This is a genomic window from Paracoccaceae bacterium Fryx2 (genome assembly GCA_032334235.1).
In the GTDB taxonomy this organism is placed as follows: domain Bacteria; phylum Pseudomonadota; class Alphaproteobacteria; order Rhodobacterales; family Rhodobacteraceae; genus JAVSGI01.
In genome coordinates, this window is sequence record JAVSGI010000005.1 from 2,531,577 (window position 1) to 2,549,078 (window position 17,502).

The 17,502-nt window shown below is 67.3% G+C and carries 17 protein-coding genes, 1 tRNA gene and 1 pseudogene; 6 read left to right on the plus strand and 13 right to left on the minus strand.

The window, feature by feature from the left end; all coding sequences use genetic code 11:
* The first annotated feature begins 268 nt into the window (after positions 1–268).
* Complete coding sequence (locus RNZ50_21410) at positions 269–943, plus strand: hypothetical protein (protein MDT8857554.1); 675 nt, start codon at positions 269–271, stop codon at positions 941–943.
* On the opposite strand, the gene RNZ50_21415 is transcribed toward RNZ50_21410, so the two are convergent.
* From RNZ50_21415 to RNZ50_21455, 9 genes are all read right to left on the minus strand, one after another.
* A complete protein-coding gene (locus RNZ50_21415) occupies positions 940–2,184 on the minus strand; it encodes a VWA-like domain-containing protein (protein MDT8857555.1) in 1,245 nt (414 codons plus the stop codon). The two genes, RNZ50_21410 and RNZ50_21415, sit on opposite strands and share 4 nt — an antisense overlap.
* Positions 2,181–3,299, minus strand: a complete 1,119-nt coding sequence (locus RNZ50_21420; GenBank protein MDT8857556.1) for a MoxR family ATPase — start codon at positions 3,297–3,299, stop codon at positions 2,181–2,183. The genes RNZ50_21415 and RNZ50_21420 overlap by 4 nt, the downstream gene beginning before the upstream one ends.
* A gap of 81 nt (positions 3,300–3,380) precedes the next feature.
* Positions 3,381–4,703, minus strand: coding sequence for an AarF/ABC1/UbiB kinase family protein (locus RNZ50_21425; protein MDT8857557.1), 1,323 nt, complete (start codon positions 4,701–4,703; stop codon positions 3,381–3,383).
* 119 nt (positions 4,704–4,822) lie between these two features.
* Entirely contained in the window at positions 4,823–5,806 is a 984-nt protein-coding gene (locus tag RNZ50_21430) for an SLAC1 anion channel family protein (protein MDT8857558.1), read from the minus strand.
* Between the two features lie 399 nt (positions 5,807–6,205).
* A complete protein-coding gene (locus RNZ50_21435) occupies positions 6,206–6,712 on the minus strand; it encodes an acyl-CoA thioesterase (protein MDT8857559.1) in 507 nt (168 codons plus the stop codon).
* A 244-nt stretch (positions 6,713–6,956) separates the two neighbouring features.
* A tRNA-Thr gene (locus RNZ50_21440) sits at positions 6,957–7,032 on the minus strand.
* A 234-nt stretch (positions 7,033–7,266) separates the two neighbouring features.
* On the minus strand, positions 7,267–8,706 hold the full coding sequence (locus RNZ50_21445; protein MDT8857560.1) for a heme biosynthesis HemY N-terminal domain-containing protein: 1,440 nt from the start codon (positions 8,704–8,706) through the stop codon (positions 7,267–7,269).
* Between the two features lie 10 nt (positions 8,707–8,716).
* Positions 8,717–10,027 carry a hypothetical protein gene (locus RNZ50_21450; GenBank protein MDT8857561.1) on the minus strand — a complete coding sequence of 437 codons (1,311 nt, stop codon included), beginning with the start codon at positions 10,025–10,027 and terminating at the stop codon, positions 8,717–8,719.
* Positions 10,028–10,096: 69 nt separating this feature from the next.
* Positions 10,097–10,852: a uroporphyrinogen-III synthase gene (locus tag RNZ50_21455; protein MDT8857562.1), complete on the minus strand. Its 756-nt coding sequence runs from the start codon at positions 10,850–10,852 to the stop codon at positions 10,097–10,099.
* A gap of 46 nt (positions 10,853–10,898) precedes the next feature.
* Between RNZ50_21455 and tsaD the strand changes: the two genes are divergently transcribed.
* Genes tsaD through RNZ50_21475 form a run of 4 tightly spaced genes read left to right on the plus strand, consistent with a single transcriptional unit; the run spans position 10,899 to position 13,596 of the window.
* A complete protein-coding gene (gene tsaD, locus RNZ50_21460; GenBank protein ID MDT8857563.1) occupies positions 10,899–11,978 on the plus strand; it encodes a tRNA (adenosine(37)-N6)-threonylcarbamoyltransferase complex transferase subunit TsaD in 1,080 nt (359 codons plus the stop codon).
* Positions 11,975–12,901, plus strand: a complete 927-nt coding sequence (locus RNZ50_21465) for an NAD(P)H-dependent glycerol-3-phosphate dehydrogenase (GenBank protein MDT8857564.1) — start codon at positions 11,975–11,977, stop codon at positions 12,899–12,901. The genes tsaD and RNZ50_21465 overlap by 4 nt, the downstream gene beginning before the upstream one ends.
* 3 nt (positions 12,902–12,904) lie before the next feature.
* On the plus strand, positions 12,905–13,177 hold the full coding sequence (locus RNZ50_21470; GenBank protein MDT8857565.1) for a YciI family protein: 273 nt from the start codon (positions 12,905–12,907) through the stop codon (positions 13,175–13,177).
* On the plus strand, positions 13,177–13,596 hold the full coding sequence (locus tag RNZ50_21475; GenBank protein ID MDT8857566.1) for an EVE domain-containing protein: 420 nt from the start codon (positions 13,177–13,179) through the stop codon (positions 13,594–13,596). The genes RNZ50_21470 and RNZ50_21475 overlap by 1 nt, the downstream gene beginning before the upstream one ends.
* Before the next feature lie 301 nt (positions 13,597–13,897).
* Here RNZ50_21475 and RNZ50_21480 read toward each other — a convergent pair whose 3' ends face one another.
* The 3 genes from RNZ50_21480 to ahcY form a co-directional block, all read right to left on the minus strand.
* Complete coding sequence (locus RNZ50_21480) at positions 13,898–14,239, minus strand: DUF2853 family protein (protein MDT8857567.1); 342 nt, start codon at positions 14,237–14,239, stop codon at positions 13,898–13,900.
* Between the two features lie 121 nt (positions 14,240–14,360).
* On the minus strand, positions 14,361–14,924 hold the full coding sequence (locus RNZ50_21485) for a class I SAM-dependent methyltransferase (GenBank protein ID MDT8857568.1): 564 nt from the start codon (positions 14,922–14,924) through the stop codon (positions 14,361–14,363).
* A gap of 154 nt (positions 14,925–15,078) precedes the next feature.
* Positions 15,079–16,473 carry an adenosylhomocysteinase gene (gene ahcY / locus RNZ50_21490; GenBank protein MDT8857569.1) on the minus strand — a complete coding sequence of 465 codons (1,395 nt, stop codon included), beginning with the start codon at positions 16,471–16,473 and terminating at the stop codon, positions 15,079–15,081.
* A 106-nt stretch (positions 16,474–16,579) separates the two neighbouring features.
* Here ahcY and RNZ50_21495 point away from each other — a divergent pair, with 106 nt between their 5' ends.
* Entirely contained in the window at positions 16,580–17,176 is a 597-nt protein-coding gene (locus tag RNZ50_21495) for an HD family hydrolase (GenBank protein MDT8857570.1), read from the plus strand.
* 146 nt (positions 17,177–17,322) lie between these two features.
* Here RNZ50_21495 and RNZ50_21500 read toward each other — a convergent pair.
* Positions 17,323–17,430: pseudogene (locus RNZ50_21500) on the minus strand (H-NS histone family protein).
* Positions 17,431–17,502 lie beyond the last annotated feature (72 nt).

Genomic DNA, 17,502 nt, shown 5'->3' on the forward strand with positions numbered 1-17,502 from the left:
GCAGGGGGGCTGTCTGCCCCCCTCTGCGCCTTGCGGCGCATTCACCCCCCGAGGATACTTGGACAAGGTGAATGGGGGGGGGCCAGTCGGGTTGTGTGATGCCGCGGCAAGGGAAAGAATGAGGGTCGGCCGTCTGGCACGGTGGGGCCAACCTCGGTGAAATTGGCATGGAACGGGGGCACTGGCCCATGCTAGGCAAGGGGTCAGGCAAGGCGGGAGGCGGCATGGCACGGCAAGGCGATCATTCCGGCCCCCTGCGGTGCGCGCCATGATCTTCATGCTCAGCCCGGCGACGATCTGGAACAGCGCGGCGCTGAAGACGCGCCATCTGCCGCGTGTTGTGTTCGGGCGGATCATGCTGGTGCCGCGGCGGGGCGTCTCGGCCGGGCTGATCCTTCGGCTGATGGTCGAGATGCAGTTCCTGCGCTATCTGGTGCCGCTGCTGCCGTTCGTCGCGGGGATGCTGATCTGGCCGCAAAGCGCGCTGCCGATCAGCCAGGCACCGATACCGATGCTGCTGGTGATCTATGCGGTGGAAACCACGGTGCTGCACATCCCCTACACCCGCCGCGCCCGGCTGATCGACCCGGCGGCGGCAGAGCGCGGGCTGGACCTGCTGCGGGTGCGGGCCACGGCCATCCTGACACGCATCGCCGCCGGGCGCGGGCTGGCGGACGGGCGGCTGCATCTGGTGGTGGAACAGTCGGCGCTGGCACGGGTCGCGCCGCTGACGCTGGTTTCGGTGCAGTCGGAGGATGGACCCGAACTGTTGGTGCTATCGGCAGAGGAGTCGGCGCTGATCCGCGATACGCTGTTCGCACCGGGGTTGGACGAGCGGCTGCTGCAGCGCATCAATCTTGCCGCCAACACCTTCGTCCGCGACACCGTGCTGGAGGTGCGCAGCATTTCCGCCCATGCCCGCCTGGCCGCGATGATGCCCTAGCGGGCAAGGTCGAGCATCTGGCCGAAGGGCGGCGGCGGGGCCGGTTCGGGCACCGCCCAGATCACCGGCACACCACGCGGGGCCGGGCCGAAGTCGCCTTCAAGATCGGTCAGAACCACGATGATCGAGGGCGCGAGGGCCACGGCCTGCGCCAGCATGGGCACGAACGAGGTGCCGCCGCCGCGCGGCAGTGCCAGCGCCGCCAGTTGCCTGCGCCAGCCTGCAGGGTCCAGCCGCAGCCCGGCCTGCACCGCCTCGTCGAACGGGATCAGCCAGACCTCGGCCCGGCAGCGTTGCGCGATGCCCGCGACCTCGGCCATGAACAGGGCAAGGCGTGTGTCGTCGATCGACGACGAGGTGTCGAGTGCCACCACAATGCGCGGCTCGACCGTGCTGCGCTGCTGGCCGGGCTGGAAGGCGGGGCTGGGGCTGCCGCTGCGGATCGCCTCGGCCTCGGCCGCGATCCAGCCGCGGGCGGGGCGGCGGTGGGTGGGCTGCGGGGCCTGTGTCACCACGCGGGTGACGAGGCGGCGCAAGATCACCTCCCAGGGCGTGCGGGGTTCGGGGATGTCGGCCATCCGGTGGCCCAGCACGCCGATGCCGCGCCCTGCCATCCGCCCGGCCTCCAGCGCGCGGGAGAGGTGCTGGCGCCAGTCGGCGGCGTCATCGGTCTTGCCGGGCCTGTCGGGGGATGCGGCGGGGCGCATGTCGCGCCCCTGCAACCGGCTGGCAGCATGGGCACGCGCCCGGGCTGCCGTGCCGTCCTTCCCCGGTCCGCCCTGCATCAGGCGGATGTACAGCCGGTCGGCGTCCCACTCTGCCAGCGCCTGGGCCGCCGGGACGATGCTGCCGAGGCTTGCCTGCAGCACCCCCGTCAGGGTCAGCGCCGGGCGCGGCAGGGCGTAGCCTGCCAGCAAGAGCGCCTCGTTGATGATGGCATCGGCGGCGATGTTGTAGAGCGCCGGGTCGAAGCCGTCGCCCAGTCGCGCCTGCATCTCGCCCAGCCGCTGGCTGTGGCGCAGCGCGACGTGCAGGATGTGGTGCGCCGCCAGCCCGATCTGTTCGTGCGGCGGCAGGGCGTCGAAACCGGGGGCATAGCGGATGGTGCTGCCGCAGGTTTCGGCGGGCGGGCCGTCGTCGCGGTCGCGGTGGTCGCACCATAGCGCCAGCGCCGCCAGTGCCGGGTCGGTTTCGCCCAGCGCGCGCAGGGCCAGCGTGGCACGGGCCGAATGGCGGGTCATTCCAGCCCGGCGGCCTTGCGTTCCGCCGCATAGGCCGCATAGGCGGGCGAGGTCAGGAAGGCTGCCTGCAAGCCCTTCTCCAGCGCCCGGGCGATCAGCGTCTCGAAGCCGTAGGTGCAAAGCTCGGCCAGCGGCAGGCAGGCCAGCGCGGGGTCGCCGCGCAGCCGCGACAGGTGCCGGATCTCGGCCATGATCTCGATCACGCCCGGCAGGGTGCGGGCGTCGGCAATGCCGATCAGCCCGTAGATCAGCGCCGTCAGCCCGTGCATCGTCACCGGATAGAGCGGCAGCCGCGCCTTTGGCCCGAGGTCCAGCATTTCCGTAACCTGCACCGTCGCCGCGATGTCGTCGGCGATCAGGGTGAATTCGGCCGCCGCCGCCTCGCCCACCGTGCCCGCGATCAGGATGTTGCGCAGGCGGCGGTCTGGCACTGATGCCAGAATGGTGCTGACGCGCGCCCAGGAGCGCGGCGTGCAGGCGATCATCTGGCCGCGGCGCAGCGACTCTTCGGTGGTTTCCAGCAGGTCGGGGCGGGTGCGGATGAACGTGATCACCGCCGGGTGCAGCCCTTGCGGCAGCGCGAAATTGGCCAGCCAGTCCTGCGCCTCGGCCTTCAGGTTCAGGTGAATCAGCCGGTCCGAAAGTGCGGTGCCCATCTCGTAAGCGACCGCGCCATCCTCGACGCCGTTGCCCGCCGCGACAATGAAGGTGCCGGGGGGCAACCGGTGCCGCCCCACCCGGCGTTCCTGCAACAGCCCGTAGACGGTCGGTTGCAGCGGGGGCGCGGCAGCGGTCAGTTCATCCAGAAACAGGATCGCCGGGCGGGCGGGGTCGTCGGGCAGGTCTTCGGGGCGATACCAGACGGTGCGTTTTGCCTCGTGGTCGTAGTAGGGCAGGCCGCGCAGGTCCTGCGGCTCGATGGTGGTCAGGCGCAGGTCGAACAGGGGTGCGCCGGTGCGGGTGGCCAGTTGCTGCACGATTTCGGTCTTGCCGATGCCGGGGCGGCCATGAAGCATCCACGAGGCGGTCATCTGCCCCGCCTGCTGCGCGGTCCAGCCGTGCAGCAGCGCCTCGTATGCCTGCCCGGCCGAAACCGGCATGGTGTTGACGCTCATCCGATTATCCCCGATCTTGCCGAACCGCTGACCCTTCTGGGGCATCACGGGCGGCCTGCGCAAGACGCGGAATGCGGGCGGTCACAGATGCGGCTCCAGCAGCGCCCGCAGGTCGACGCGGGCGCCGAGGCGGCTGGCCAGCAGATAGACGCCGCCGAACTTGCGCTGCAGGAACAGCGTGTCCATTGGCGGGATCTGCATGTGGTCGCGTTCGGCCCCCATCGCCATGCCGGCATCCCGCAGGCGCAGCGGCAGGTCGGTGGCGGCAAAGTCGAACCGGCCGCTCTGTCGCAGCGGTTCAAGCGACATCTCGAACATCGCCATCATCGACTGCCGGTGATGCTCGGGTGCCGACGCCGACAGAAAGCCGATCTCGACCGCCGCATCGCGCACCCCGTCCCGGTCGCCCGCCAGCCCCGCGCGCATCAGCCTGCGATAGCCATCGGCAAAGCCCGGCGTGAAGCTGCGCGTCGCGCCGAAGTCGAGCAGGATCAATTGGCCGGTTTCGGGGCTGTAGCGGTAGTTGGCAAAGTTGGCGTCGGTCTGCATCAGTTGGAACTCGAAAAGCTCGCGGAACAGCAGGCCGATCAGCAGGGTCACGATCCGGTCCCGCTCGTCCTGCGGTGCCCCGGCCAGATCGTCCACCGGGACGCCCGCGACGAAGGACATGGCCAGCACGCTGTTCGTGGTCAGATCGTCCTGCAGAACCGGCACCGCGAAATCGGGCGCACCGGCCAGCAGCTTGCCGAACTGGGCAAGGCACCGGCCCTCACGTTCGTAATCGGCTTCTTCGTGCAGTTGCCGCTTGGCCTCGTCCAGCATCGGGGCAAGGTCGATGCCCTTCGGCACCAGCCCGGAAAGGCGCATCAGCGCGGCCACGTTGGTCACGTCGGAATCGATGCTCTGGCGGACGCCGGGGTATTGCACCTTGATGGCTAGGTCGCGCCCGTCTTTCGTCAGCGCCCGGTGCACCTGGCCGATCGAGGCGGCGGCCAGCGGGTGAACCTCGAACTTCTGGAACCGGCGCAGCCAGTCGGCGCCCCAGTTCGCGGTCAGCACCTTCTTCAGCTGGCCGCCCGGCATGTGGTGCGCCTCGGCCCGCAGGCGGCCCAGAATCTGCGCCAGTTCCGGCGGCAGCATGTCGCCGGCATCCATCGACAGAAGCTGGCCGACCTTCATCGCCGCGCCGCGCATCTGCGCCAGCTGATCGGCAACCTTGATCGCATTGGCCGGCGTCAGCAGCAGGTCGCCCATGCTGGGGCGCTTGCCCTGGGCGAACTGCCGCGCGCCCTGCACCGCCATGCCGCCGGCGATGCCGGACGCCAGCCCGCCCAGCCGGGCCAGCCGCGACAGGCGGGAACCGGGAACGGCAAGCGGGCGGGAGTCGAACTTCGGATGTGTCACGTCATGTTCCTGCGAGCGGGGTGCCGCAGCGCCCCGGCGAAAAAGGTGTCCGCCCGGAAGGGCGGACCGATGATTTCCTGAACCGGAATGTAGTGCCCCCCGGCGCCGCGCCAACGCCGTCATTCGGCGATGCAGATCTCGTTGCGCCAGATGCCCAGGGCCGTGCGCAGGATCAACCCGGCCACCACCAGCACCAGCACGACCAGCAGCCCCGCCCCGATCATCCGGTGCACCGCCGATGCCGCAGCCCCTGCATAGGCAAAGCTGGCAATCGTCAGCGCGGCCAGCGGGAACGACAGCGCCCACCACGACAAGGCGAACGGCATCCGGGTGAACTTCGCCGCCTGGGTCAGCACGATCAGCGCAAAGACATACCCGATGCTCAGCAGGATGTGCCCGAAGGCACCCACCTCGCCGGTCAACCTCAGCCACGCGATGAACGACACGGCGGGCGGCGCCACCATGATCATCAGCGTCGGCACCATCCGCCCCGGCATCGGGTCGTGGAACATCAGCCGGTTGATCACCAGTGTCAGCAGCACGATCCAGAAGATCAGCCCCCCGGAAAAGAACAGCCACGAAATCTCGGGGTGGCCCAGCGGCACGCCGGCAATCGGCACGATCACGTTGCCCACCGCGGGGATGAACCACGCCGGGGTCAGGTGCCCGGTCTGGAACGAGCGGTGCCCGATCCAGGCGCTGATCACCGACAGGGCAAGGACGCCCTGCAACCCGGTGCCGATCATCCAGACGATCCGCGCCGCCCCGGGCGCGGTGGCCAGCAGCGCCACCGACAGCAGCAAGAGCGAAATCGACATCGCCGGGAAGAAGGCAATGCGCACCGGATGATGCCATTCCGCCACCACTGCCGCCGGATGGCGCAGCGTCTTGGCCAGGTAGCCCAGCGTCACCAGCCCCAGCAGGGCAAGCGACACCATCAGCGACGCCTGCGAGGCTTGCGACCCCAGCCCGAAGGCCGTTTCCCCGGCATGCAGCGCCAGGGTCAGGCCCATCATGCCCATGCCGATGGCAAAGAACGTCACCGGATAATGCGACAGCCGCGCCGGGTGGGCGATGGCCTGGGGGTGCGGCGTAGCGGTCATCTGCGGTCTCCTGCCGGGTTCGAAGGCACGGTCGATCGTGGCCGGAGCCGGTGCAGAGCTGTCATGCGCGGTATCATCTGGTCACTCCTGAAAGCACCGGGGCTACGGCGGAACGGGTGCCGCGGGCGTTCGATGGCTGATAGCAGGTCGCGCGGCAAAGGGATGTGATGTGGTCACATTGCGCAAACCCTCTTGCCGGATTATCCGCCCGGGGGTCCTGGCGCACAGGGCATGGCCGCGGCCCGGCCAAAGTGCATCGCGATATGCGGCACGCAGCCCGCCACCTCGACCGGCTGGTTCTGCGTCGCCTGCCTGCGCCCGCTACCCTTGCAGCGTCGGCATCCATACGGCGCATACCCGCGCTGCCATCGGCGGTGTTGCGACGCCGCCTTGCGGGGCTCAGCGGCGCGCCTGTTCCGGCAGGTCGGTGCCGGTTTCGGCCACCCTTTCCAGCCGCGCGGTGATTTCCCGGCGCAGGGTGCGGCGCAGCTTGGCGGCGCGGTAGCGGTGCTGGTCGATCTCGGTCACGGGAACATAGGCCGGAATGGCCGCCGGGTGGCCGGCGTCATCGACCGCGACCATGGTGAAATAGCATGAATTGGTGTGCCGGATCACGCCGGTGCGGATGTTTTCCGCCTCGACCCGGATGCCGACTTCCATCGAGGTTCGCCCGGCATAGTTGATCGAAGCCTGAAACGTCACCAGCTCTCCGACGTGGATCGGTTCCTTGAACACCACCTGATCGACCGACAGCGTGACCGCGTAGCATTTGGAGAAGCGCGAGGCACAGGAAAACGCCACCCGGTCCAGCAGGTTCAGCAGCGCACCGCCGTGCACCTTGCCGCTGAAGTTCGCCATGTCCGGCGTCATCAGCACGGTCATTTCCAGATGGCGCTCGTCGGACATCGGATCGTCTCTCCGTCGGTTCAGGCAGGGTTTTCGTGCGGGCCCGGCCGTGGCGGGCGGGCGACGGATATGGAGATACCGCCCCTGACGCGCCCTTGCCGCGGGTAAAGCACAGGTGTCACCGCCCGTAAAGCGGGCTTGTGCCGACACGCGCTTGGCGGCGCTGAGAAACCTTTTTTGTCGCAGGGCAGGGGCAGGGGCAAGACTGCACCGGGTCGCCGCGCATAGTGCATCGGAGAAGAAATGGTGCCCCAGGAGGGACTCGAACCCCCGACCTCCTCATTACGAATGAGGCGCACTACCAGCTGTGCTACTGGGGCAGCGCGGGCCTGCGTATATCGGCCCCCTGCGATCTTTTCAAGACACCAAACGCGCCTTGCAGGATCATCGTGACGTTCCGTTACTGACCCATCTGCAACAACATCGCAACGGGTCGTTCGGGGGTGCAGCGCGTGCTGCCGACCCGACCTGCGGGCTTTTCCTATGGCCCTGACGGTGGCAAGTCAAGCCCTGCAACCGGCCGTTCCGCGGGTCTGATCGCCGGTCGGGCAGGCCTATCTGCTGCCCGCGTTCGCGCTGATGTCGATGATGTCCGATTCTCGCTTGGCCGCTGCGGCAGGCTTGCCGACGATCAGGGGCAGCAGCTCTGACCCGGTGGCGCTGGGGCCGCCGCTTTCCACGGGCTCGCGCCAGCTCAGCGTGTCGAAGCCACCGCAGTTGTCGCAGATCGGGCCCCAATTCGTGTGGATGGCCTGACATTTGTCGCAGCACCACTGCGGACCCCGCGGCGCGGTCAGCGCACGCGCAAGCCAGCCGCGAACCACCGCCTCGTCCGACCCTTCGCCGCGCTCGATGGCGGCCATGATCGCAAGCGACCGCTGCGTGGGGTGCCGCGTGGCCAGATCGCCCATGGCGCGGCGGGCCTCGGGGAAATCTTCGGCGGCGATGTTCAGTTCGGCCAGCAGCATCCGGGTTTCATCCTTGTCGGGATGAACCTCGGTCAGTGCACGAAAGCGCGTCACGCGGGCCGCGGCGGTTTCGTTCGGGTCGATTTCGGCGAAGGCCGCCGCGAGATCGGGGTGGGGCAACGCCTCCCACGCCTTTTTCAGCACGCGGGTGGCAAGCTTTGCGTCACCCTTGGCGATATAGCCGCGTGCGGCCATGGCGGCGGCGGGAATCAGGTCGGGCGACCGCCGGTTGGCCTCGATTGCCGCTTCACGTGCCTCGATCGAGGCATTTTCGTCGAACACCACCCTGGCTTCCTGCAGCGCCAGAACGGCATCGCGGCGGCGATACAGATCCTTGGGCATGCTGCCGCCCTTGAGCTTGGCCCCAAGCGTGGCGCGCGCGCCCTTCCAGTCCGACTGACCGGCCTGAAGCTTCAGCAGGATGTCCTGGGTCTCGGTGTTGCGCGGCTTCAGCGAGAACGCCTTTTCCGCCAGTTTCAGCGCGGTCTCGCTGTCACCTTCGGCCATTTTTTGCAGCATCAGGCCGCGCACGCCGATGAAGCGGGTCTGGGGTGCGGTCAGAAGGGCCTTGTAGGCTTCGGTGGCGCGCCTGCTGTCGCCCGCGAGTTCGGCCGCCTGGGCGGTCAGCAGGGTGGTGAGCTCGGGGCGGCCCAGATACTTCTGGGCCTTGGCGGCGCGCGACAGGGCAAGGCGGCCCTCGCCGGAAGCCAGCGCCAGCATCGATTCCGACAACGCCTGATAGCCCTTGCGTTCCCGGTTGCGGTCAAAGTAGCGCGAAATGGCGGTTTCATCGCCGTTCAGAAACTTCAGCACCGCCACGATCAGGCCAACGACCCGCATCACCAGCCAGATCACGACCACCAGCACCAGCGCCACGATCACCGCCTGCAGCGGACGCAACGTGAATTCCCACTGGGCAACCGCGATGCGGATGCCGGTGCCATTGTCGAGCAGCAGGCCGGCGCCGAAGGTCAGGCCCGCGATGGCGGCAACAAAAAGCAGAACCTTGATCAGGGACCAGATCATCGTGCGCGCCTCACTTTGCTGTCAGTTTGGCCGCCAGATCGGCGGTCGCTTGGGTTGCCTGCAGCCGCAAGGTCGCGAGCGCAGTCCACGGTTCCATCGCCGCCTTGCCTTCGGGTGGCAGGCTGTCAAGCAGCGCGACCGCCCCCGCAAGGTCGCCCGCGCGCAGCGCAGCCTCCATCCGCGACAGAACGGCATCGGGATCGTCGCCTTCGCGCGGGGAAAGCGACCTCACGCCGGTCTGGCTGCGCAGGAAGGCGCTGATCCGGTCGGTGACCTGTTCCCCCATGTTCGCCCGCAGCGAGGCTTCCAGTGCCGCCCGTGCCGGTTCGGAGAATTGGTCGATAAGGGCCGGCAGCGTCGGCAAGCCCTTGCCCGCCGCCCCGACCAGAATGCCGGGAACCTCGACGCCAGAGGTCGCAAGGTCGGTCAGCGCCTCGCCATAGGGCGAACCGCTGTCGATCGCGGCCTGCACCCGGGAAAGGGCCGCGAGCGAAATCGCGGCGCGGGCAGTGGCCACGGCTTCGGCCTTGATCGCGTTGGCATTGGCTTCGGCTTCGGTAAGCCTGTTCTGCGCGGCCTCGACCGACGCCACGATTTCGGCGGGCATTGCGGCGGTGGCGGCGCGGAGTTCCTCGACCTGAACCTTCAGGCCGCCAAGATCGGATTGCATCGCGAACAGCGCGGCGGGCGACATGCCGCCGCCTTCGATCGGCAGTTGCTCCAGCCTGGTCATCCTTTCTTCAAGCGCGGTGGCGGCCTCGGCCGCAGCGGTCAGCGCGGCATTCGCCGCAGCGATATCTGACATCATCGGCGCAAGCTGGTCTTCGGTCGCCCCGACCGGGCGTGCGTCAAGATCGGCGCGAAGGGCGGCGACGGCGCTGGTCAAGGCGGTGATTTCAGTGGCCTGCGTGGCGATCCGCGCCTCCATCGGGCCGGTGGCGGCCAGCGGCCAGCCATCGGGCACCGCAAACCGCGCCAGGGCGAAACCCATGCCCGCGGCGATCAAACCACCCAGCAGCAGACCGAAGAAGCCGCCTGCGCCACGTCTGCGCGGCGCTGCCGCCGCCACGGGTTGCACCCGGGCGCTTTCGGCGGCGAACGGCCCCTCGGAGATTTCGGCATCGGAACCTGTGCGGTTCGATGCGGCTTTCGGCGCATCGTCCAGATCGCGCAGAATCTCTTCGGCATCGGGAACGTCGCGCGACTGGTCAGGGCGCGACGCTTCGCCCCATTCCGGCGCGGAGGTCACGAAACCCGGCCTTGACGTTTCGTCGCCAACCAGATCGTCCTGCCGCGGCAGCTTGGAATCCGTATTTGCCATGGCCTTGCCTCCTAGCCTGTCCGGGGGGTGGCCGGACTCACTTGACCCTAGTCGTTGCGCGGCTCTCGCTCAAGCGCCGCCTCCTGCGGCAATCAGCAGCGCCACGGCCTCTTGCATGGCGTCAGAATCGGGCCGCCCTGCCGTGACCATGCGAGCCGGTTGCAGGCCCCCGGCCGCCTCTGCCACAGTCGGCGACAGGGCCGCAACCCATAGCGGTGCCGAGGTGCCCGCCTGCTGCGCCGCAGCGGTGAACAAGCTGGCGCTGCGCGGCGAAAACAGCGGCACCACCACTGGCGCCCCCTGCCGCAGAAGATGCAGCGCGTCCGGCGTCAGCGCCGCGGATTCTTGCGCGTAAACAACAGCCTGATCGGTCGGAATGCCCCTGGCGGTCAGCATTCCGGCCAGATCGCCCCGCACCTCGGCCCCGCGCAGGTGCAAGAGCGGCCCGGTTTCGCCTGCCGCAACAATGGCTTCCAGCAGCGCGTCGGCATCGCCTTTCGCCGAGATCGCGGTCAGTCCGCAATCGCGTGCCGCCTTGGCCGTGCGATCGCCCACGCACCACGCCCGGGTGATTCGCGCCAGCACGGGGTCGGCGGATAGTCGCGCAAAAGCGGCAACGCCGGTTTCCGAGGTGAATATCAGCGCGTCCACCGGCGTTTGCGGCAAAGCAGGCGCAAAGTAGCGCGGAACGAGCATCGGCGCGGCGACGCAGCGCAAGCTGTCGCCAAAGCGCGCGCGCAGCGCCGCTGCGAAACGGTCGCCCTGTTCGGCCGGGCGGGTCAGCAGGATCGCGGGCAGGGTCGGGGCCGGGGATTGTCTGGTCATGGTGCAGGTGTTACCTGCGGGCAACCTTTCTGGCAACGGTATGCCCATGGCGACGCTGACCTTCCTTGGCATCGAAAGCAGCTGCGACGACACCGCGGCAGCGGTGGTGCGCCATGTGCCGGGGCAGGTGGCGCAGATCCTGTCGTCGGTCGTTGACGGGCAGGCGGCGCTCCATGCCCCCTTTGGCGGCGTGGTGCCCGAGATTGCGGCCCGCGCCCATGCCGAGCGGCTGGATCACTGCATCGAGCGGGCGTTGCTGGAGGCGCAGGTGACGCTGGCCGATCTGGACGGCGTGGCGGTGACGGCGGGGCCGGGGCTGATCGGCGGCGTGCTGTCGGGGGTGATGTGCGCCAAGGGCCTGTGCGCCGCGACAGGGCTGCCGCTGGTTGGCGTGAACCATCTGGCCGGGCACGCGCTGACGCCGCGGCTGACCGACGGGTTGACGTTTCCCTATCTGATGCTGCTGGTTTCGGGCGGGCATTGCCAGTTTCTGCTGGTGCGCGGCGCCGAAGATTTTACCCGGCTGGGCGGCTCGATCGACGATGCCCCGGGCGAAGCCTTTGACAAGGTAGCGAAACTCCTGGGCCTGCCGCAACCCGGCGGCCCTTTTGTCGAAACCGAGGCGCGCGCAGGCGATGCGCGGCGGTTCACCTTGCCCCGCCCGCTGCTGGACCGGCCCGGCTGCGACATGTCGTTCTCGGGGCTGAAGACGGCGGTGCTGCGGGCGCGCGATGGTCTGGTGGCCGCACAGGGCGGGCTGACCCGCGCCGACCGCGCCGACCTCTGCGCCGGCTTTCAGGAAGCGGTGGCGGCGGTGCTGGGCGAAAAGACCCGCCGCGCGCTGGGTCTGGCGGGGGTGGCGGCCTTTGCCGTCGCCGGCGGGGTGGCGGCCAACAGCCGGATCCGCGCCGTGCTGGAAGCCGTGTGCGAAAAGGCCGGTGTGCGCTTTCTTGCGCCGCCGCTGGCGCTTTGCACCGACAATGGCGCAATGATCGCCTGGGCCGGAATCGAGCGGTTCCGGCTTGGCCTGCGCGACGACATGACGCTGGCCGCCCGCCCGCGCTGGCCGCTGGACAAGACCAGCCCGGCGCTGCTGGGGTTCGGCAAGAAGGGGGCGAAGGCATGAGCGTGGCCATTCTGGGTTCGGGCGCGTTCGGCACCGCCTTGGCTGTGGCGCTTGGGCGCGAAGGGCGGGTGACGCTCTGGGGTCGCTCGGCCGCCGGGGCGCGGCTGCCGGGGGTGGTGCTGCCCGACAGCGTGACCGTCACGGCAGACTTGGCAGCGGTTGAGGCGCAGACCGTGCTGATTGCCGTGCCGACCCAGGCGTTGGGCGGATTTCTGGCCGAACACGCCGCAAGGCTCGACGGGCGGCGGCTGGTGGCCTGCTGCAAGGGCGTCGACCTCGCGACCGGGCTGGGGCCGACCGGCCTGATTGCCCGCGCCTGCCCGGCGGCGCTGCCCGCGCTGCTGACCGGCCCCAGCTTTGCCGCCGACATCGCGCGCGGCCTGCCGACCGCCCTGACGCTGGCCTGCGCCGACGAGGCGGCGGGCGAGGCACTGCAAAGGCGGTTGTCGACCGGGGTGCTGCGGCTTTACCGCACCACCGATGTAACCGGGGCCGAGATGGGCGGTGCGCTGAAGAACGTGGTCGCCATCGCGGCCGGCGTGGTGATCGGTGCGGGACTGGGCGATTCTGCCCGCGCCGCCCTGATGACGCGCGGTTATGCCGAGATGGTCCGCCTTGCGCTGCGCTTCGGGGCGCGGGCGGAAACGCTGGCCGGCCTGTCGGGTTTCGGTGATCTGGTGCTGACCTGCACATCCGACCAGTCACGCAACTTCCGCTATGGCCGGGCGCTGGGTGCGGGCCAGCCGTTCGACACGTCCGTGACGGTCGAGGGCGTGGCCACCGCGAAGGCCGTCTGCGACCTTGCGCAGAAACATGCGATCGACATGCCGGTTGCCATGATGGTTTCTGCCCTGACCCGTGGCAGGATAGCCCTGCCCGATGCAATCCAGGCCCTGATGTCCCGCCCCCTGAAACAGGAATGAACGATGCGAGTTGCCCTGATCTGCCAAGACAAGCCTGATGCGCTGCAAATCCGGCTTGATACCCGCGCCGCCCATCTGGCGCATATCGAAAGCTCCGGCGTGGTCGAAATGGCCGGGCCGTTTCTGGATGCCGAAGGCCGGATGACCGGGTCGCTGGTCATCCTGTCGATTGAAACGCTGGATCAGGCCCGGCAATGGGCCGCCGCCGACCCCTATGCGCTGGCCGGTCTGTTCGCCTCGGTCACGATCACCGAGTGGAAGAAGGTGATCGGCTGATGGCCTTCTGGCTGTTCAAGTCCGAACCCGATGTCTGGGGATGGGATCACCAGGTCGCCAGGGGCGATGCGGGCGAGGAATGGCACGGCGTGCGCAACTATCAGGCGCGCAACAACATGCGGGCGATGAAGGTTGGCGATCAGGGGTTCTTCTATCACTCCAACATTGGCAAGGCCGTGGTCGGCATCGTCGAGGTCTGCCGCGAAAGCGCGCCCGACAGCACGACCGACGATCCGCGCTGGGATTGCGTCTGGGTCCGGGCGGTTCGGCCCTTTGCCCGGCCGGTGACGCTGGATACCTGCAAGGTGCAGCCGGGGCTTGAAAACATGGCGCTGGTGAAGAACACCCGCCTGTCCGTGCAGCCGGTCACCCCAGAGGAATGGCGAATCGTCTGCGGCCTTGGTGGCGTGGAACCCTGACCCTTGCGCGGCAACTGATGACGGCGCCAAAGCCGCCAACGGGGGACGTTCGGGTTGCCGGGAAAGGAACGAAGGGCCCCGCACCCCTACGGGACCCTTCATCCACCCCACGCGCTCCCTAGCACCACACGTGTTCTGAAAAGGTCCCGGGCTTCTGCCCAAGGCTGAACACTACCCCGAATCCGGGCCCGCACCAACGGCAATGCCGTGAAGAATTGATTCCATTCGGCTCAAAATCTTTAAGGGCCCGGAAAGGAAGCCCGCGCCACCGGCGCGGGCGTGCGGCAACCCGTTGGCAGGATCAGCCGTAAACCGCTTCCTTGCCGAAATGCCGGACCAGCATGTAATAGACCACCGCGCGGAACTTGGAACGGTTTGACCTGCCATAGGTTTCGATCACCGCCTGAATGCCGTCCATCAGCGCCGGTGAATCCGCCAGCCCCAGTTTCTTCATCAGGAAATTCTGCTTGATGGTTTCCAGCTCGCCGGCGTCCGTGCCGGCAACGGTAGAGGAATCGTCGCTGTAGATTGCCGGGCCGCAACCGATGGTGACCTTGGTCAGCAGCGCCATGTCGGCAACGATGCCGCATTTCGTCTTCAGGTCTTCGGCATATCTGGCGATCAGATCGTCTCTCTTGCTCATGTGGCATGTCCTCGTCCCGTTGGTCCGGCATGGCCCATGCCTGCCGATTGGACGAAAGCTTAGGCGAAAGGAAAGGGCCGACAAAGGAAAATGTCGGCCGCGCTTTCCGGCTTACGCAGGGTCAGGCACGGCTCAGGCGGACCGCCCACTGGTTGGCCAGCAGCTTCAGGCTGGCCTTTGCGCCCAATGCGGCAACGGCCTTTTCCACCGCGTGTTTCACCGGCGCACCGCTGGCTTCGGCCTGCCAGCTGAAATCGTCACCCGCGATGATGCCGTTCGGTTTCACCTTCTTGAGGCAAAGCGCGATATCGTCCGAGATGAAGGGATCGTTGTGATTGCCGTCGATATAGACCCAGTCCAGCGACCCATCGGGCAGCGCGTTCATGGCGTCAGCCGAGGTGGCGCGGTGAATCTTCACCACCGGATTGCCCGCGAACAGCGCAACGACCGCCTGATACTTCTCTTCCATCAGGTGTTCGTTCTTCTTGCGGCCGAAACCGGTATTGCCGAACTCCGGCATATACATCCAGGGGTCGATCAGGTGCAGTTCGGCGGGCTGGCAGATTTCCAGAATGCGCTGGCTGAAATTGCCTTCCCAGACGCCGATTTCTGCAACCACGCCGCCCTTGGGCAGGCTTTCCAGCAGCTTGCCCCGAACCTGTTCCCGTTTGCTGTTCTGTTCCATCCCGCCTCGCTGCCCCTTGTGCCGGGTGTTTGCTTCGGTGCGGCGATGATAGGCAGGGATGGCCGTGCTGGCAAAGGGTGTCTGGCGGTGCCCCGCCCGGCGTTGCACAAGCGCCGCAAGCATGGGGCCGGGCTTGCACCCGGCCCCGCGCGCCTCAATAGCGGTAATGGTCCGACTTGAACGGGCCGTCGACGTTCACGCCGATATAGTCGGCCTGATCCTTGCGCAACTCGGTCAGCTTGACGCCGATCTTCTTCAGATGCAGGCGGGCGACCTTTTCATCCAGCGCCTTCGGCAGGATGTAGACGCCCGGCGCATAGTCGCCGCCCTTGGTCCAGAGCTCGATCTGCGCCAGCACCTGGTTGGTGAACGAGGCCGACATCACGAAGGACGGATGCCCGGTCGCGTTGCCGAGGTTCAGCAGGCGCCCTTCGGAAAGCAGGATGATCCGCGCGCCCGAGGGCATCTCGATCATGTCCACCTGGTCCTTGATGTTGGTCCACTTGTGGTTCTTCAGCGCGGCGACCTGGATTTCATTGTCGAAGTGGCCGATGTTGCCGACGATCGCCATGTCCTTCATCTCGCGGATATGCTCGATGCGGATCACGTCGCGGTTGCCGGTGGTGGTGATGAAGATGTCGGCCGAAGACACCACGTCTTCGAGCAGCACCACCTCGAACCCGTCCATCGCGGCCTGAAGTGCGCAGATCGGATCGACCTCGGTCACCTTCACCCGGGCGCCCGCGCCCTGCAGCGAGGCGGCAGAGCCCTTGCCCACGTCGCCATAGCCACAGACCACGGCGACCTTGCCGGCCATCATGGTGTCGGTGGCGCGGCGAATGCCGTCGACCAGCGATTCCTTGCAGCCATACTTGTTGTCGAACTTCGACTTGGTGACCGAGTCGTTGACGTTGATCGCCGGAAAGGGCAGTTCGCCGCGCTTGTGCAGGTCGTAAAGGCGGTGAACGCCGGTGGTGGTCTCTTCCGACACGCCCTTGATGGCGGCGCGCTGTGCGGTGAACCAGCCCGGGCTCTCGGCAAGGCGCTTGCGGATCTGGTTGAACAGGCAAACTTCTTCATCGCTGGTCGGCACGGCGATCAGGTCGGTCTCACCCGCTTCGACCCGCGCGCCCATCAGAATATACAGCGTCGCGTCGCCGCCATCATCCAGGATCATGTTGCAGGTGCCTTCGGCGAACTGGAAGATCTTGTCGGTATAGGTCCAGTATTCTTCCAGCGTTTCGCCCTTGATGGCAAAGACCGGGGTGCCGGTTTCGGCAATCGCGGCCGCCGCGTGATCCTGGGTCGAGAAGATGTTGCACGAGGCCCAGCGCACATCGGCGCCCAGCGCCACCAGCGTCTCGATCAGCACGCCGGTCTGGATCGTCATGTGCAGGCTGCCCGCGATGCGCGCGCCCTTCAGCGGTTTCGTGGTGCCGAATTCCTCGCGCAGCGCCATCAGACCCGGCATTTCGGTTTCCGCGATAGTCAGTTCCTTGCGACCGAATTCGGCCAGAGAGATATCCTTGACGATGTGATCGTTCGGCATGAGCCGCGCTCCTTTTCAATGTGATTGCGCGGCAGATAGCATTTGTTGCGGGTCTCGACAACGCAGGGCTTCACTGTCTAGGGTCGGGCCGCAGAAAGAGGCCCCGATGAAACAACCCCGCGCCTGGCAACGGATGCTTTCGGGCCGCAGGCTGGACCTGCTGGACCCGACCCCGGTCGATATCGAGATCGAGGACATCGCGCATGGCCTGGCCTTCGTCGCGCGGTGGAACGGGCAGACCTTTGGCGACTGGCCCTATTCGGTTGCGGAACACTCGCTGCTGGTCGAAGAGATCTTTTCCCGCATGAACCCCGGGCAGCCCGCGAAATGGCGGCTGGCGGCGCTGCTGCACGACGCGCCCGAATACGTCATCGGCGACATGATCAGCCCGGTGAAATCGGCCGTCGGCCCGGCCTATGGCGAACTGGATGCCCGGCTTTCGGCTGCGGTTCATATTCGCTTCGGCCTGCCCGCGCTGCTGCCGCCCGCCGTGAAGAAGGCCGTCAAGGCGGCAGACCGGGTATCGGCCTGGCTGGAGGCCGTGCAGATTGCAGGCTTCACCAGAACAGAGGCAGACAAGCTGTTCGGGCGGCAGAATGCGATATTGCTGACGGGGCTGGAAATCCGGCTGCGCCCACCTGTCGTGGTGCGCGCAGCCTATGTTGCCCGCCATTCGGCGCTGCTGTCAGACTGCATCCCCTAGCCGATGCAGGTTGCCCTGCCTTTGGGCGACCGCAATTGCCGTTCATGACCCGGGACTGCAATCAGCATCAAGGCCGGGTCGGCCTGAAGATAACCCTCGGGTTCGCCGGAATACCATCACGGCCAATACCGGAACCGGTATCCCCGTCAGACTGCCAGATCGTCGGCGGCTTTGCCGGCCTTCATGGCAGCCTCGAACCAGCGCGGCCTGCGCCCGCGGCCCGACCAGGTATCCGAAGGATTCTCCGGGTTGGCATCCCAAGTTCGACAGCTGCGGGGCGGTTTTTGGTAGTTTTGGAATCGTCAGGATAGGAAAATCAAGTGGTT